This window comes from Muribaculum gordoncarteri (assembly GCF_004803695.1).
Lineage (GTDB): Bacteria > Bacteroidota > Bacteroidia > Bacteroidales > Muribaculaceae > Muribaculum > Muribaculum gordoncarteri.
This window is the reverse complement of the sequence record NZ_CP039393.1, coordinates 1874695-1891978: the sequence shown is the minus strand read 5'-3', so window position 1 is coordinate 1891978 and position 17284 is coordinate 1874695. Positions and strand designations below refer to the sequence as shown.

General features: G+C 48.8%; 14 protein-coding genes and 1 tRNA gene. 2 read left to right on the top strand and 13 right to left on the bottom strand.

Going from position 1 to position 17284, the window contains the following annotated elements:
- Position 1: 1 nt before the first annotated feature.
- The 10 genes from E7746_RS08365 to E7746_RS08320 all read right to left on the bottom strand — a co-directional run bounded on the left by E7746_RS08365 (position 2) and on the right by E7746_RS08320 (position 10951).
- Entirely contained in the window at positions 2–2821 is a 2820-nt protein-coding gene (locus E7746_RS08365; RefSeq protein WP_136410529.1) for a type I restriction endonuclease subunit R, read from the bottom strand.
- A 300-nt stretch (positions 2822–3121) separates the two neighbouring features.
- The gene (locus E7746_RS08360; RefSeq protein WP_136410528.1) at positions 3122–4330 is read right to left on the bottom strand and encodes a relaxase/mobilization nuclease domain-containing protein; all 1209 of its coding nucleotides are present in this window, start codon (positions 4328–4330) and stop codon (positions 3122–3124) included.
- Positions 4327–4722 (bottom strand): plasmid mobilization protein, encoded by a 396-nt coding sequence (locus E7746_RS08355; RefSeq protein WP_123615063.1) that lies wholly within the window; start codon positions 4720–4722, stop codon positions 4327–4329. Before E7746_RS08355 ends, E7746_RS08360 begins: the two co-directional genes overlap by 4 nt.
- A 179-nt stretch (positions 4723–4901) precedes the next feature.
- Complete coding sequence (locus E7746_RS08350) at positions 4902–5381, bottom strand: DUF3408 domain-containing protein (RefSeq protein ID WP_168182066.1); 480 nt, start codon at positions 5379–5381, stop codon at positions 4902–4904.
- The gene (locus E7746_RS08345; protein WP_168182069.1) at positions 5368–6216 is read right to left on the bottom strand and encodes a toprim domain-containing protein; all 849 of its coding nucleotides are present in this window, start codon (positions 6214–6216) and stop codon (positions 5368–5370) included. The genes E7746_RS08350 and E7746_RS08345 overlap by 14 nt, the downstream gene beginning before the upstream one ends.
- 125 nt (positions 6217–6341) lie before the next feature.
- Positions 6342–7385, bottom strand: a complete 1044-nt coding sequence (locus tag E7746_RS08340; RefSeq protein ID WP_123615060.1) for an AAA family ATPase — start codon at positions 7383–7385, stop codon at positions 6342–6344.
- Positions 7373–7693, bottom strand: coding sequence for a DUF3853 family protein (locus E7746_RS08335; protein WP_123399146.1), 321 nt, complete (start codon positions 7691–7693; stop codon positions 7373–7375). Before E7746_RS08335 ends, E7746_RS08340 begins: the two co-directional genes overlap by 13 nt.
- A 237-nt stretch (positions 7694–7930) precedes the next feature.
- Entirely contained in the window at positions 7931–9058 is a 1128-nt protein-coding gene (locus E7746_RS08330) for a hypothetical protein (protein WP_136410527.1), read from the bottom strand.
- Between the two features lie 276 nt (positions 9059–9334).
- Positions 9335–9405, bottom strand: a tRNA-Gln gene (locus tag E7746_RS08325).
- A 139-nt stretch (positions 9406–9544) separates the two neighbouring features.
- Entirely contained in the window at positions 9545–10951 is a 1407-nt protein-coding gene (locus E7746_RS08320) for a DUF2130 domain-containing protein (protein ID WP_136410526.1), read from the bottom strand.
- A 119-nt stretch (positions 10952–11070) separates the two neighbouring features.
- Here E7746_RS08320 and E7746_RS08315 point away from each other — a divergent pair, with 119 nt between their 5' ends.
- Both E7746_RS08315 and E7746_RS08310 read left to right on the top strand, forming a co-directional pair.
- Complete coding sequence (locus E7746_RS08315) at positions 11071–12459, top strand: MATE family efflux transporter (protein ID WP_136410525.1); 1389 nt, start codon at positions 11071–11073, stop codon at positions 12457–12459.
- Between the two features lie 10 nt (positions 12460–12469).
- The gene (locus E7746_RS08310) at positions 12470–12997 is read left to right on the top strand and encodes a methylated-DNA--[protein]-cysteine S-methyltransferase (protein ID WP_135947673.1); all 528 of its coding nucleotides are present in this window, start codon (positions 12470–12472) and stop codon (positions 12995–12997) included.
- A gap of 66 nt (positions 12998–13063) precedes the next feature.
- Here the strand turns inward: E7746_RS08310 and gpmI are convergent, their stop codons facing one another.
- From gpmI to E7746_RS08295, 3 genes are all read right to left on the bottom strand, one after another.
- The gene (gpmI, locus tag E7746_RS08305; RefSeq protein WP_136410524.1) at positions 13064–14578 is read right to left on the bottom strand and encodes a 2,3-bisphosphoglycerate-independent phosphoglycerate mutase; all 1515 of its coding nucleotides are present in this window, start codon (positions 14576–14578) and stop codon (positions 13064–13066) included.
- A gap of 453 nt (positions 14579–15031) precedes the next feature.
- The gene (locus tag E7746_RS08300) at positions 15032–15553 is read right to left on the bottom strand and encodes a DUF6155 family protein (RefSeq protein WP_136410523.1); all 522 of its coding nucleotides are present in this window, start codon (positions 15551–15553) and stop codon (positions 15032–15034) included.
- Between the two features lie 15 nt (positions 15554–15568).
- Entirely contained in the window at positions 15569–17200 is a 1632-nt protein-coding gene (locus E7746_RS08295) for a family 43 glycosylhydrolase (RefSeq protein ID WP_136410522.1), read from the bottom strand.
- Between the last annotated feature and the right edge of the window lie 84 nt (positions 17201–17284).

The window sequence follows — 17284 nt, the reverse complement described above, 5'->3', positions numbered from 1 at the left end:
ATTATTCCCAGTTGTAGATTTCTATTATTTTACGAAGTTTTTGAAGAATACGGTTGAATACGCTGCGGCGTTGTTTCAGACCGAGTTTCTTTTTCTTTATGGCATCCTGAAGTATCTCGTCCTTCTCACGGTGGAGATAGTCGTATTCCTCCATGAACTTATGAAGTGCCGTCTGGTCGATTTCTTCCTCCGCAGCAAGTTGCTCTACGGCACGGTCTTTTGCTCTGCGTACATAATCCACCAGTCGTGATTCAAGATCTATTGTGCCGTCAGCCTTAGACCGCCGGAACTCATCCTGATTGGCATCGACATTCTCGCTGATGAAACCGTCGATAAGCTCAGCCTTGCTGCGCATCTCGGCATCACGAATCATCGTGTCAAGAATCTCACGGCGTTTTTCAGAGTAATCATCGCTTGCCGGGTCAAGGTCGTGAATCAGCGCGAGGATGTATGCCACGTTGATTACGTCGCTGTGTAGCAGTTCAAGACAAAAGTCAATATCGTCAAGTGTCGTTTCCGGTTCGGCGCCATAAGCGGCAGCGGGTTCGGCGGCAACCTTTGCCGGTTTTGAACCGAAATTCTGTGCTATGTCAAGATACTTGCTGCGGAAGTCCTGAAACTCCTGCTCAGTCATTATGAAAGATATATCCGAAGGCGAATATTCCTCATAAATCTGCATTTCAGCGTGTTTCTTGATTATGTCGCGGAAAGCAAGGACAAACGCCACTTTGTCGTTCTCACTTTCAAGATTGTCTATCTCATCAACATTCGGATACTTAGACAGGAACTGTTCGGTTTTTTCAATGTACTCGCGCTTGACATCCTTGAACGGCGGACGCACTATATCTTCGATAGGATTATTGTCGGAGAACAGCTTTATAGACGCATCCACGTTGCTTTTGAGGTCGCGGAAGCAGATCACCTTTCCGAATCTCTTTTTCTCGTTCAGTACACGATTCGTGCGACTGAAAGCCTGCAACAGACCATGATATTCAAGATTTTTATCAACATAGAGAGTGTTGAGCTTCTTGGCATCGAAACCCGTAAGGAACATCCCGACGACGAGCAACAAGTCCAAAGGCTTCATCTTCGGGTCTTTCTTTTTCATTCTCTTGTTGATGTCGTCATAGTAGAGTCCGAAGTTTTCTACCGAATGGGATGTGCCGAAGGTTTTGTTGTAGTCATCTATGATTTCCTGCATCTCATCGGCGGCGACTTTCGGATTTGCGAAACCCCGGTTCATGCCGGTGGCTTCATCATCCTGACTGCCGTTTGCTGCGTAAGTGAATATCGCACCGATTTTGATGTCTGGATTCAATCCCTTAAAAATCTTGTAGTAACGCAAAAGCATCGGCACTGACTGAACGGCAAACAGAGCGTTGTACTCGCCATCAAAAGTGGACTTATTGAAGTTGTTGAGGATAAACCGTGCGACTTCGCGCATACGGCTATCGCTTTCAAGATCAAGGTCTGCGTTGCCGGTGTAATATTCAACGAGAAAGCCCAGTACATTGTCATCGGCGATAGCATCTTTAATCAGATACTTGTGCAGGCAATTACCGAAGATTTCTTTGGTTGTGCGGTCATTCTTTGAGTTTTCGACGAATATCGGAGTGCCGGTGAAGCCGAATATCTGAAGGTTGTTAAAGAAGTGGACAATATTTTTGTGACTTTCTCCAAAATGGCTTCGGTGGCACTCATCAAAAATCATCACGACCTTTTTATCGCGCACATCTTGAAGATGACGGTTGTAATAGTCTTTGGTGACTGCGCAATTCAGCTTTTGAATAGTGGTGATTATTATCTTCTTATCACTTCCGAGACGCTGTATAAGTTCCTTAGTACTGTCAGTGCCATCCACAGCTCCCGGCTCAAAGGCTTCATATTCCGCCTGTGTCTGAGTGTCGAGGTCGTGCCTGTCAACGACAAAAAGCACCTTGTCTATTTCATCAATTTCAGAAACAAGCTGTGCGGCTTTGAATGAGGTTAACGTCTTTCCCGCTCCGGTTGTGTGCCAGATATAGCCGTTATCATTGCTGTTGACCACACGGTTGAGGATTTCCTCAACGGCATAATATTGATATGGGCGCAAAACCATCATACATTTATCGCCTTCGTGAAGTACGATGTACTTGCTGATAATTTTGCCGAGTGTGCATGGGTCGAAGAATTCAGCCGCGAAAAGACTTAGTTGGTTGAACGGATTGTTCTTCCGATCAGTCCAGTTAAACGTGAACTTGTAACCACTATTAGGGTTATTGGCAAAATAGCGGGTGTTCACGCCGTTGGAAATCACGAAAATCTGAATATAGTTGAACAGACCGTGGAATGATGTCTTGTGGTAGCGTTGAACCTGATTGTATGCTTGTTTTAATTCAACACCACGTTTCTTCAACTCAATCTGCACCAATGGCAGACCGTTAATCAGAATGGTAACATCATAACGGCACTGACGACGGCCTTCTAAAGTTATCTGGTTGGAAACTTGAAATTCATTCTGACACCATTTATGACGATTAAGAAATTCAAGCCATACGCGCTGTCCGTTGTCAAGTTCCAAAGGAAGCAAATCCCGCAGTTTTTTGGCTTTCTCAAACGTGGTGCCACCTTCAAGATAGAGCATGACCTTATTGAACTCATTGTCCGTAAGTTCCGTTCTGCCATGTTGCGCAAGTTCCTTGGCATTGTGTTTTTCCAACTGTCGTTTGAAATTTGATATAAGGTTAGTCTCCTCATGGATTTCAACGTATTCATACGCCATATCCGTGAGAGTCTTTATCAAACCTTTTTCCAGTGCATCTTCGCTTTGAGTAAGTGCCATTTATAAAAACAAAAACTCCGTTTGCAGTTTTCTGAAAGGTTGACCGAACCTGTAACGACTGCATTGGAGTTTTAAAATATGGTTGGTTTTGGCGGCATCGCTGCCTTTGGGATTAAACCGTTTCGGCCATCTTCAGAAGTTTAAGGTTACTATATTGCAAAATTAGCGAAAATTTCTGAGATGGCAATTGAATATGCTGATAAACATATACGATACAGCTATACTCATCCATCTCTGAGTCCATTAAGGAGATTAGATGAGAGACGCCGCCGAGGTCTGCTTCCCTCGGCGGCGTTGGGTTTAGTGTAGTTTGGGCCCTTGTCGGCGGCGTTTGGCTTTTTGTTCTTCACGATAGCGATGAAGGGCCTCTTCAATGGTAAGTCCGGGATGGCGGCTCATCCACAGTTTGAAATCATCGGGTAAAACGCCTCCATTAGCAAAACCTTCTTGCATCTGCGAGGTTCCTGAGGATGGAACTTGGGATAACCGAGTGCCATAGTTTTGCGACTGGGATGCGGATTGGCCGACTAAATCCGGATTCGATGAATAGACTCCCGGAGTCATGCGCTGTGGGTTGAATTTTATCCACACAGTAGGCATATCTCCCTGACATCCGTCAACTCGGATAGCTTTCCCCGCAACGTAATCATTCATTTGTTGTGTCGTAAGCCGCACACCTTTGTATGATGCGATAGGCACGATGGAGCCATCTGCATACATCCATTGAGACTGAGAATGTAGCGGTTTGTTGTTAGCCAGATGCTTGGATATATTGCCCAGACTGAATCGCCGGTCAATCTTTGATGCAGCGAAACGCTTGCCTTTTCTGGTGTACCATAGACCCTGCAATTCGCTGGTGCCACGCTTGTATTTGTATTCTATGCCGACACCAGCCGCCTTTAAGCGAGTCTCGAATTGCTCGAAAGTATGGACTGATTTATCGTTCCATACAGCGTCAACGGCATTGAAAATCTCATATCGTATCTTTTCCGTGCCACGCAATTTATTGACATTAGTCTGCTTTTTACCCTCGGAAATGTGCAGTCCATATTCCTTTGTCAAGTCAAGACAGGCTGCCTTGTTGCGACTGAAATCATTCTTATCGGAAATGGTTTCGGCGTGGTTATCTATTCGGCTGAACACGATATGACAGTGTGGATAATCTTTGTCGAGATGCCAGACAATGATGTATGGAGTATCCATGATGCCCATTTTCTTCATATATTTTTGGGCAATCTCTACCATAATCCGGTCATCAACTTTATCCTTGTCGTTGGCATGAAAGTTCAGGGAAATATGCCCGACCGGATTTTTCAAGTCCGGATTCAAGGCGAGATTATCTTCAAAAGAAGCGATAATTCCATTTCTCCCTTCCATCATAGATACATCTTTGCAGTCTATAAGACGCCATTCATTACAGGGCGTGCCGTCGGGATTATCCTTCTTTCGACGAGTGACGTAATCGACACAACCGCCGAAACTGCCGCCTTTTGTTATCTTGCCCATCATACGCTGTCCGGTGTATTACGATAGTTTTTTATCAGTGAAAGGACAAAATCCTTGCACTGAATTATCTCTCTGTATGTGCGGACAATCTGTTCCTCAGAGGCACCACCTTTTAGAATGGCACCGACAAATTTTGCCGTGCGGTTGAGATTTTCAGCGATTCCCTGAAGGTCGCGGATTGCCTTGACATCTCTTGGCGTGAGCCTTTCCACGACTTTACAGTGCAGTGCCGACTGCCGGATATATTCCGAGCGGTTGAGCCCTGCCGTGAGAGCTTTGTCCATCATTACCTGATATTGGTCTATGTCGAATTTCACCGGCACCATGATGGACTTTCGTTCATCAGCCGGGAGCTTGGGACGCCCTTTAGCGGGACGTAAATTGGATTTCTTCATTGGAAATTCTGTTTGAGGTTTGTGACCATCGGGAGCGGAGGGGAGCGAGTCGTTTGAGGATTACTTGTAATACGAAAACATAAACTCGCTCCCTCCGATTCCGAACCCCTACGATAGTTTCGAGGTGCACGAAACTACGAGGACTATTTAGCGGTCAAAATGTAGTTGCAATCACGCGCTCAGAGTTTGCGCCAGATTTCGATGTCTTCGGCATACTGTTTCAGATGCTCGGCGAGGATTGCGTTGGCGTAACTGCTGACGGTAGTGCCACGGCCACCGAGGATTCTGGAAACGCGCTCAAGCTGGTCCCATAGGTCGCCTTCGATGTTCAGGGCATGGCGGTTCACCAGCTTTGCAGGAGTGAGGAACGTTGCCTTGAACTCGGCGAAATCCGATTTGCGCTGCTGCCTGCCGATGCGCTGTTGCTTCGGTGGCTCGGTTACGGCAGTTGCCTCGGTTACTGGCTGTTCGTTGTCAAACAGATTGTCAGCGTTGGCAGGTGTGGTGCTGTTAACAGTGTTATCGCTGTTGACTGCGGGATTAGGGTTGGTGGAGTTATCTGATTTCATTGTGACTTCGGGGTTAAGGGTCGATACTTTGGATTTGGTTGCATCGGTCAACTCGGTTGACTTGGATGCGGTGGGTTTATTTGTTTTCATTGGAAAGTGTGTTTTTGGTGAAACTTCGATTGATAAGAAAATCATTCAAGTCGTTGAACTCGGAGTAGAGCGTGGAGCGGTCAATCATTGTTGAGCCATAAATGGCGGTCAACTCGGCGAGTGCTGTTTTCCCGGCATTGTCGTTGTCAAGGTAGCAGTTGATAGTAGTGTAACCTTTGAGAAAAGGCACAGCCTTGTTGACATTGACAACCGAGTTGAGTATGATTGTGTCGGCTCCACTGATGATGCCGAGTGTGAGTGCCGAGAGATAATCTATAAATCCCTCGAACACGGCACACTCTGCTGACGGGCCATCTCTCGCCCACGGCAAATATGAGATGTCCTTGCGTCTACGGCAACCTTTGAAATATCGGTTGCGCAGTTCCCAGCCTCCGCTGACGTTCTCAAATGCCACGGCAAAATAAAACTTGCCGTTGACGCTGTATTGAGCCTCCTTGCAGTTCGCCGTGGCGATGTGTGCCGGGATGCCACGCTCTTGGAGGTATGCGACAAGTGCGCGGTGTTCCAGTGGCACGACCTCAAACCGCTCCATACTCGGTGCTGAGTGTCGCGGAGCAAAAGAGGAAGCGATTGTCGGCACCGATGGTACCGGGTAGCTGTCAGCGATGCAACGCAGTATATGGCGCAGGTCTGTTGTCTGATACAACTCGGCTGCAAGGTCGATGATGTTGCCGCCTCTGCCAAGTCCGAAATCATACCAGCAGTTGAGCGCAGTCTCGACCTTGAATGACGGCGTATGTTCCTGTCGCAAAGGCGACTTATACCAGAGCCTTGTTCCTTTTCTCGCCGTAGGCTCATGTCCGATTCGGGACATGAAGGAGGCTAAAGGGATTGATTTAATCTCTTTGATCATGGGTTCTAAAATGTTTGGGTGAGATGGTTCTTGGTTTAGCGCCTATTATATATGCCCTTTTCTAAACCAAACCAATTTGGTGTTTCTCAATAGTAGAAATCAGGATTGTAGATATACTCGCGGTTCTCGTAACGAATCATACCTTTGTTGTCAAGAAAGGTCTTCAAGCCCTTTACCTTGTTGTTGGAATAGGAATGACCACAGGCGGCATATCCGCTTTTGAGTGCAGCCTCGAAGTTCCGGCAACCTTTTATCGGACCGTTGGCGAAGATTACGCCTAATGCCTCGCGATGCTGTTCCTCGGTCAACTCCTTGTATGGATAAGGGTCTTTGGCTTTCTTGCCCGGCTCGGAGAACACATACCCGCTTGCAATCTCAGGGAGTCCATAGTCATTGACGCGGAAGGCAAATGGATCGAACTCGGCGGCGCGGATCATGGCGGCGCAGACCTCCGACACGGTATCATCGGTTTTGCTGCGGCTAATTTGGAGGATTGTCTCTGCCTTGTTGTTCAGCTCGGTGCCGACATGACCACGGGCGTTGTCGTCGCTCTTGTTGAGATGCAGGACGGTGTGGATATGAATCTGGAACTTGTCTGTCCATTCCATCAGCTTGCCGATAAGGTCGGTCGATTCCTTGGCGCAGTTGATGTCGTACATAAGGTCGCGCACACCGTCGATGATTACAAGTCCGACACCGGGAGTGTTGATTATCGCCTGTTCGATTACTTCAAGGCGCAATGTGGGTGTTAGCTGGCGCAGAGCGGCGAACTTCAAATGTTCCGGATGGGTGTCGGTCGGGAGTTTCGCCAGGCGCAACGCACGTTCCATAACTTTCTGACAGTGATACGGACTTTGCTCGGTGTCAAAATAGAGGATTGTGCGCTTGTCATCGGGGAACTCTGCGGTGTAGCCCAATACTTTGCCGTTGACGAGTGATGCCCCGACAATCGCGGCGACATTGAATGTCTTTTTGCTCTTGGCTTTGCCGGTCGAAGCCGAGAAGTTGCCGAGTGTTCCGATAACGCTGCCGTTGGCGTACAGCACCTCCGGCGCAGTCTGAATCTCATCCGTGATTCTCAACTGCTTTTCCTCCCAAAGTCGGAGGATGTCCTCTTTCACTTCTTGCATCGGCGACCTCCCTTCTTTGATGACTGGATAAGATCGAGCGCAAGTTGTGCGTCGATAACGATTTTTCTACCCGTTTGAGTAATGGCATCTTTGATTACGCCACTGTTCTTGATACGGTGTGCAGTTGCTTTGCTGCACTGGAGAAGTTCGCAGAGACCTTCAATTCCATAGACGAGCCATCGCTTTGCTGTGATAGCTGCACCGTCTGGTTCGATGTTATCCTTGACATTACGGGAATCAAGTAATTCTAAAAGTTGTTCTCCGGTATACTGCCAGAGAGGAAGTTTGAGTAACTGGTCTTTTGTCATACGCAGTGTGGGTTTGAATTATACTTCCGCCCTCTGAGAGAGCGTATCCGAGTATCTCCCGGACACTGCAAAATTACAACCGGTTATGGGTGGGGTGTATGTGGTTTCATCTTATCCACTTAATAGAACTACCCATCAGAGTATCAGGCTCTGACGGGTAGTATCATAAGGTTTCAAAAGTGGAAATATGAGTGGTGAAAGTGGTGCGCGAGTGGTATCTTTAAGTCGCACAAACTCTCATGCTCGTTTTTTATGGTTTTTGAAGATTCTGTCAATCTCATCAGCATATTCTCTACTTGATGCACTGGCATCATCTCCGCGTGGATGACAATACTTCTTTTCATAGTAGCTCCACTGAATATCAAGATGAGCGAGAATATCCTCGCGCCACGCCGCTTTGTGTTTGGCCGGAACAATCTCATATAATTTCGATATGAGATAGCACGCCTTGATTTTCTGTTTTGGTCGTATCTTTATAGGTTCATGCTTACCATGGAGATTGAGCGATGAATGGAACTGAGTCTCGGTACTATCGAAAACATCAGAGCAGATTTCATATAATTCCGACACAAGAATCATCGGGAACAGTTCCCCTTCCCATTGGCGGCATGATTTCGTATTGGTCTGATTCTGTTTTACAGGTTGTTCAGGCGTGGGATAACTACCATTATGAACCTGCATCTTTTGTATAAAGGTTTCCCTGCATTTCGGATGTAACTGAATTTCACATGGCGGAAAGTATCTTTCCACCGTGATAAAAATTTTGCGACAGACATTTCGCAAGTCATGGTACACATCGAATGAAGGTTTCAACAGAAATTCATCATATTCAACGCTTTCCTGCAATTTCTTAAGAAATTCCCGTTTCTTTTCAAGCCATCCTTCACGGGTTTCGGCCATATGGAATAACTCGATTTCCTGTTTGTACTTATCTATCGTCCAATCATCAGGCACCGGGATTTTGCGACAAGCCTTTAGCGCGTACTCATAATGAGCGGCAATCATATAGAACATCTCCACTTCTTTAAGGAAGTGGTTGCTTTCGTAGCCGTCTATCATGTCTGCCTTGGATTTATTTTTACGATCTTTGTCCAATTTATAGAATACATTTTGGAATGTATCTATTCTTGTCGCAATCTCAGCACAGTAATTTCTGGTCTGGTTAGCTTGCACCTTTCCGATTTCTCCGGAGGCGTGAGATTCGATAATAGCATTTTCGATGTCGATAGAGCAAAGTTTACTGGTGGCTTCGGCTATTCGCTTGTATAAAATTGTATCCTGTTTGGCTACCAGCGGAACTTTTATAAGCTGCCTGAGGTCTTCCAAAATTGGCACAACATCTCGTAATGTCGTAGGGTTTGGCATTTGCGGGTGTTACGTTAGAGTGTTATTAATGGTGAGAGCCAATCAAACTCAAACAGACTTGTTGAATCTTTGTTAAATTTTAGCACTCGATAACATAAACACGCGATACCCAATGATAGTTCGCATATCTATTTTTGATACGATTATCAATCTCTACAAACCATACATTATGGACAATTGTATCAAAATTGTATCAAAAATACAATTTTTAACATTTTGCGGCGGAATAAAAATAAAGAAAGAGCTAAATCTTAGCGACTTAGCTCTTTATTTGTGTTGCCTTGGAAGGATTCGAACCCTCACAGGCGGAACCAGAATCCGACGTGCTACCATTACACCACAAGGCAAGGTTTGTTTCGCTTTTGCGATTGCAAAGTTACGTGCTTTTGCCGTATCTGCCAAATTTTTTAAGCACTATTTTTGATTTATTTTAACCTCGATTCGTAACCCGTTATTTTTCAGCCGCGAAGATTGGCCCTGTCATATCTACTTCTTGGCATTGCGGGCCTCCTCAAACTTTGCTTTCATTGTAGGATTGCCGTAGGTCAGCTTTTTTATCGTCAATCCTTCGGCCTTGTCGTTGGCAAGTCGCAAGTTGTTTTCCGAGCCGATTAGTGCCTCTTTTATCTTGTTGAGGTGGAGAATTGATTTGTCGATTTCGTCGATTGCCGCCTTAAACTTCTCGCTAGCGAGCCTGTAGTTGCGTCCAAATCCGGTGCGGAACGCTTCAAGCTGCTCCTCAAATCGGGTGACATCGACCGACTGCTGCCGTGCAATATTGAGTTCGCGCTTATATTCGATGCTCTTCTTCGACGCCTGGGTGAGCAATGATATCAACGGCATGAAGAATTGGGGACGCACCACAAACATTTTCCGGTAGCGATAGGACACATCCACAATTCCCTCGTTATATAGCTCGCTGTCGGCTTCGAGCAGTGATACGAGCACGGCATACTCACATCCCTTTGTCGTGCGGTCCTTGTCGAGTTTCGCAAAGAAGTCCTCATTTTTATGCTTTGTGGCGGTCGTGTCGCCCTCGTTTTTCATCTCAAACATTATCGACACATATTCCATGCCGTCGTCGGTGTAGTCGCGGAATATGAAGTCGCCCTTTGTGCCTTCGCTGGCGTCGTTGTCCTTGTCGAAATAGGCGTAGGGATACATCGATGCCCTCACGCGGTTGAACTCGTTGCTGCAATGCACCTCGAGCGATTCGCCTATCATCTTTGTCGACAGGCGGGCTTTCATCTCCTTGTAGTAGTCAATTAACTCTTGTTTCTGCTTGAGCTGTAGCGCATGCTGCTCCTTCAGTGAATTTTCGCGCATGGCGGCCTCGCTGCGTTCGGCCATCGACCGGTTTTTCAGAGCGGCTATTTCCGATTCCCTGGCCTGGATTGCCGAGGCCGCTTTCTGTCGCTCCTCAAGCACGGCCACCTGCAGCATCGAGTCGCTGCGTGCTATTGTCGACTTCAGCTCCTCTATGGCCTTGTCCTTCTCGGCCAGACGCGACGACAATTCCATTTCTCCGATACGCGCCATGCTGCCTATTTGCTCCTTGAGGCGTGCTATCTCGGCATCGCGTTTCGCTACCGCCTCCGACATCTCCATCGCCTTGGCATTTGTCGCGGTGGTTATCTTTTCGTTGAGCAGTGCTATGGCCGCGTCGCGTTGCTCAAGCTGCAGAATTTTGTCGTTCAGCTCTTTGCGATGATTCTGCTCGGCCTCTTTGGCCCGCAGATTCATTTCAAGCGACAATTGGGTCTTCAGTTCCGACATTCGGCGCTGAATCTCTTCGTCAAATGCTATGTTACGCACCTGGCCGGCTATTGAGGCAAACTGCTCTTCGTCGACCTTGAACACATGGTTGCAATTGGGGCACTTAAGCTCTTTCATAATTGTAGGGGAAGTAATGTCATTGTCACAAAGTTACAATATTAATCATATATGGCCAACCGTTTATGTGCGGGATTTTGTGTAATTTTGCAGCGGAAAAATAAATACGACATTATCGCATGAACCCACTTTCGATTTTAAGTTCCAAAGGCCGACAGCCCTCGAGCTCGTTGAAGCGTCAGCTTGTGTCGTTGACTGTGCCTATATTCATCGAAACTCTCCTCATCATGACGCTCGGCGCGGTCGACACCGTCATGTTGTCGCGCCACAGCGATGAATCGGTTGCGGCGGTGGGTGTTGTCAATCAGATTGTCATGCTTTGCTTCCTTGTGTTTGAGGTCATCAACCTCGGCACATCGGTTCTTGTGAGCCAATATCTCGGCGCAAGGCTTAACGACAGGGTTGGCAAGGTCGTGGGAGTGTCATTGCTTGTCAATCTTGCCATAGGACTTCTAATCAGTTCAATTCTTTACTTCAAGGCATCAGCCATATTGCGGCTGATGGGACTCGACGATGTACTGCTTAGCGAAGGCGTGGGTTACATGCGCATTGTGGGTGCTTTTGCGTTCTTTCAGGCATTGTCGCTTACGGCATCGGCCGCTCTCAGGGCATCCAATCGTGCCATCTACCCGATGCTTGTCGTAGGACTTGTCAACCTGTTGAACATCTTCGGCAATTATGTGCTGATATTCGGTCGTTTCGGAGCTCCTGCCCTTGGTGTCGAAGGTGCTGCAATATCCACCGCAGCCAGCCGTGCCATTGCAATGGTAATTCTTAATGTAATCCTGTTTCACACGGTGTTGACGCGCTTCCCGTGGGAGATATTCCGCCGTTTCCCCACGCGCGAATTGTCCAATCTGCTTAAGATAGGATTGCCCTCGGCCGGCGAACAGTTCAGCTACAGTTCCGCCCAGATAATAATGACCTTCTTCATCAACATGCTTGGCATTGAGGTGCTTGCCGCACGCACCTATGTCGTCAACATTGTCATGTTCGGTTACCTGTTCTGCATTGCCATCTCCCAGGGCGGAGCCATAACCATAGGCCATCTTGTTGGAAAGGCTAAGCTGCGAGGTGCATTCATTGTGGGCAAATACGTTTTGCGCTGGGCATTGATAATCACCGTTTCGCTGTCGCTTGCCATTGCCGTTTCGGGACGCTGGATTCTGTCGTTGCTCACCGACAATCCCACTATAATATCCATCGGAGCCACGCTTCTTTGGCTCGATGTGCTTGTCGAGATAGGCCGTCCGGTCAACATTTTCGCCACCAACGCACTGCGCGCCACCGGCGATGTAAACTATCCCTTCTACGTGGGACTCGTGGCAATGTGGTCGCTGCAGGTGTTTGGAGGCTACATGCTGGGTATATACTTCGGACTCGGCATATATGCCCTCTGGCTCATGATTGCTTCCGACGAAATTACCCGAGGCATCATATTCATACGCCGTTGGTGGAGCATGAAGTGGGCCGACAAGAGCTTTGTCAACAAAAGCATTCCCTCCTAATTTCACGCTCATGAATTGTAGTGAGTCAATCATCTGCGTTCAGCGTTATCCGTCGCCTTGCGGAGAACTTCTGCTCGGCTCGACAGGCGACAGCCTGTGCTTGTGTGACTGGACAGGGCCGGTTGCGCGTCATGAGCGTATAATGCGTCGCATCGCAATCTCGTGTCGCGGTAGAGTTGTCGACTCCTCCTCTCAGGTGATCGACCGGGCTGTAGGCCAGCTCGATGAATACTTCAGCGGCCGCAGGCAGCTATTTTCGCTTCCGTTACGCCTTATAGGTACCGATTTTCAACAACGAGTGTGGCTTAAGCTTCTTGAAATACCTTACGGCACGACTGTGCCCTATCTCCGGATCGCATCCATGCTTGGATGTCCCGGCGCAGTAAGGGCCGTTGCCAATGCCAACGGAGCCAATCCTATATCCATTATTGTGCCTTGCCACCGCGTAATCGGTTCCAATGGCAGGCTCACAGGCTACGGCGGAACCATCCCCGTCAAGCACCGCCTCCTCACCCTCGAATCATCTATTATTCATTAAAAAGCGACACCGCCGCTTCCCGGGTGGGAGCGGCGGTGTGAGTCGATAGTTCAGGTTGCGTCCTGTTTAGTCGATGAGGGCGTGGCCGGTCATGTCGGCGGGCTGGGGGAGTCCCATGATCTTTAGGATTGTGGGTGCCACATCGGCGAGGATTCCGTTCTCGACCTTGGCATCCTTGCGTGATGTCACGTAGATGCAGGGCACGGGATTCAGCGAGTGAGCCGTGTTGGGAGTTCCATCGGGGTTGATGGCGTTATCGGCGTTGCCGTGGTCGGCGATTATGATTACTTCGTAATCGGCCTCCTTGGCGGCCTCTACGGTGTCCTTTACGCACTCGTCAACAGCCTTGACTGCCTTTTCGATTGCTTCGTAGATTCCGGTGTGACCCACCATGTCGCCGTTGGCGTAGTTAACCACGATGAAGTCATACTCCTGACTCTTTATTGCATCGACGAGCTTGTCCTTTACTTCGTAGGCGCTCATTTCGGGCTTGAGGTCGTAGGTTGCAACCTTGGGCGATGCCACGAGTATGCGCTCCTCGCCTTCATAGGGGGCTTCGCGGCCTCCGTTGAAGAAGAATGTCACGTGGGCATACTTCTCGGTTTCGGCTATGTGGAGCTGCTTCTTGTCGAGCGACGACAGATATTCGCCGAGCGTGTTGGTTACGTTCTCTTTGTCAAAGAGGATGTGTACGCCTGTGAACGATGCGTCGTAGGGGGTCATGCAGTAGTACTGAAGGTTGGGGATGGTGGTCATTCCGGCTTCAGGCATGTCGTGCTGAGTGAGCACTGTGGTTATTTCCTTTGCGCGGTCGTTGCGGTAGTTGAAGAATATCACTGCGTCGCCCTCCTTGATGGTGCCGTCGACATTGGCGTTGACGATGGGTTTGATGAATTCGTCGGTGATGTCCTCGTTGTAGGACTCCTGCATGGCTTCAACCATGTCGGTGGCCTTCTTGCCTTCGCCGTGCACGAGCAGGTCGTAGGCTATCTTGACGCGTTCCCAGCGCTTGTCGCGGTCCATTGCGTAGTAGCGGCCGATTATCGATGCTACCTTGCCGGCCGATTTTGCGCAGTGCTCTTCAAGTTCGGCTATGAAGCCCTTTCCGCTGCGGGGGTCGGTGTCGCGGCCGTCCATGAAGCAGTGGATGTAAACCTTCTCAAGTCCGTAGTGCTTGGCTATGTCACACAGCGCGAAGAGGTGGTCGAGCGATGAGTGTACGCCGCCGTTGGAGGTAAGGCCCATGAAGTGGATGGCCTTGCCGTTGTCGCGGGCATAGCTGAATGCGTTTACGATTTCGGGGTTCTTGAGGATTGAACCGTCCTTGCAGGCCTTGTTGATTTTTACAAGGTCCTGATATACCACGCGGCCGGCGCCGATGTTGAGGTGACCCACTTCCGAGTTACCCATCTGGCCGTCGGGTAGACCTACGTTCTCTCCGCTGGCCTGAAGCTGTGAGTGGGGATATGTGTTTACGAGATAGTCCCAGTAGGGAGTCGGAGTCGAATAGATGACATCGCCTTTGGTGTGATTGCCGATGCCCCATCCGTCGAGGATCATTAGTAATGCTTTCTTTGCCATGATTTATATGTTTTGTTTATAAATTGTTGTAGAAGTCGGTTATCGTCGTGCAAAATTACAAAAAGTAAATGATTTATCGGCATGAAAACTTTGTTAAACCATCGTAGTTCTGCAACTTCGACTCTATTCTTCGACTTCTGAAAAAGAAAGGTGGGGTTGGCCGGGTTTCAGCCAACACCACCTCTCACGTTTCAACTATTTATTTATGAGAACCTCATTGCCCGGTATCACTACCCGATAAAGAGGACGAGGGATGTGAAAAAGCGGGTAATATCACTGTTTCATTGACTATAACAATTGAAAACCGTTTGTGGAAGCCGTTTTTGAGAGATTTATGCCCTAAAAGTGTTTAAAAAACGTAAACGCTTTAGCAATTTTATGCTAATATAATCATTTTAACTTAATATATTAACAAATGAAACACTTTCAGCACTTTGGCTCCGTTTTGAGGCCTCATTTTATTGTATCGTGCCAATCGTTGAATGTTTCGTTGATACGGCTCCGCAAGCTGTGTCGGAGCCCGCTGCTCTTCTCCTTTATTATGGATAGGCGGCGCTCAAATTGAGGCATCATGTCGTTGCTCCATATTGTATCGAGAGCCTCGCGCAAGGTGTTCGCGGCGGCATTCTCCTGCGACTCCTTGACCCATCGCACGCGGCGGTCGTAGACCATGATGCTTTCGACGGTGGTGAGCATGAGGTCGGCTATGCGTGAGGGGTGGGGATGCAGTGTGGCAAACTCCTTGATGGCTTTGCGGCATCGCGATGTGCGCCCCTTAACCCTGCCGGGACCGGGGAGAAACTCCTTGGTTATGATTGCACGATATTTTTCCTGCATTTTCTCCTCGTCGGGATTCATGAAATAGTCAAGATAGTCCTTGGCCTCCTTGCGTGCGGCATAGAGTTCAAGGACCATCTCGGTTATTTGATCGTGATTCAGCGTGTTCAGGAATTTCTTGAGCTGTGTCTTCGACATTTTGCTGAATGGGGGTTATTTCGCTTTCCTGAATGTAAGCTCGTGCAGCTCACACATTGACTTATCCTTTATGGGCGAGGTAAACAGCAGGTATATGGCGTGCTTCCCTTTCATGCCCTTTAGGCCCGACAGCTTCACGGCCATGTCGGTGCGCTCCTGCTTGGCGTTGGGGCTTAGAGTGAGGCTTCCTATCTTGCGCCCTCCACGCTCGCTCCACGGGCTGTCGACCATGATGTCGATTCGGCCTTCGGTTCCGAGAGGCTTGATGTTGAGCACCAGCTCATTATCCTTTGTGGTGTCGAGCAGGTCGAAGTTGTAGTATTTGTAGCCTACGGTCGAGCCGTCGGTGTTGTTGACCACCGGATTGCTGTTGACGCGCAGGTCGTAGGGAGTTTCAAAATTCTTCTCATCGCCGTAGGTGGGCTGCACGTATGAGCCCGAGAAGGTGAAGTTGGGCCATGCCGAGATGGCCTTGCGCGGGCCTGTGTAGTAGCAGGCTATTCCGGCCGAGTAGCGGTGGTAGGGGTCAAGCCCTGAGGTTTCAAAACCCTGTGAGGTGTATTCGGCCTCGCTTATCTCGACTTTGCCGCCGGGGCCTTCGGTAACTTTTACTTCGATAGGCTCAACCATTGCCTGGCGTGCATATTCGGTGGTACCGTTCTGGCGGTGGTAGAACACATACCATTGTCCGTTTATCTCGGCTATGCTGCCGTGGGTGTTGCCGTTGGGCGTAGCCGTGGCTATGGGATTGCCCTGAAGGTCGGTGTCGCGTCCTCGGCCGTCGATTATCGTGCCGCCGTAGGTGAACGGGCCGAGCGGATTGTCGCTGTAGGCGTAGGCAAGCGTGTAGTTGGAGGTGGGAAGGCCCCACTCGCCGTTGTCTGACTTGCGGCTGTAAATAAATACGTATTTGTCCTTGATTTTGCGTATCGACGATGCCTCGAAGAATCGGAACACACCATCCTGCTTGTAGTGTGAAATCATGTCCTTGACCGGCTTGGTGCCCTTCTTGACCGTAGCCATGGTTACGGGGTCAAATTCGGCGCCGAGCGACTCCTCGAAGCCCCAGTAGCCGTAGACCTTGCCGTCGTCGTCGACAAGCACAGCCGGGTCAAATCGCAGATCACCGTCGGTCAGCTTGGGCGACTCCTTGCTCCAGTTGCACACTACAAACGGGCCGTCGGGACGCGATGCCTTGGCTATCATGCCCTTGCGACCTTCGCTTTGGTTGTTGGGATAAAAATAGTAGGTCTTGTTGCCCTCCTTGTCGACTACCTCGGCTATGTCGGGGGCGTAAAGGATGTCGCCTATTCCCTCGGCATTGAGCGGTTTCCCGTTGGCGTCGGTTTTCGACTCGAATATGATGCCGTCATATCGCCATTCGTTGAGATTGTCAATCGGTGCCGACCACACTACCTGCTCGCGGCCGCAGTACTCCTTTATCAGTGAGTCATGGGAGCCGTACACGTAGACGCGGTATTTTCCCGGATTGTCGGGATCCTCAAATACGTAAGGTTCCCCGTCGGGGATGTACTCCCACAGCGGCAGATAAGGGTTGGCTCCATTAGCAGTGTTGAGCTGTGTCGCCAATGAAATTCCCGACAGTGTGCATGCTATTCGGTTGATGTAATGAATGATTTTCTTCATTGTCGTGATGAATTAAAGGTTATGAAACACAAATATACAAAATATTCGGCTAAACATAATAGCAAATGTCGCACATGATGGCGA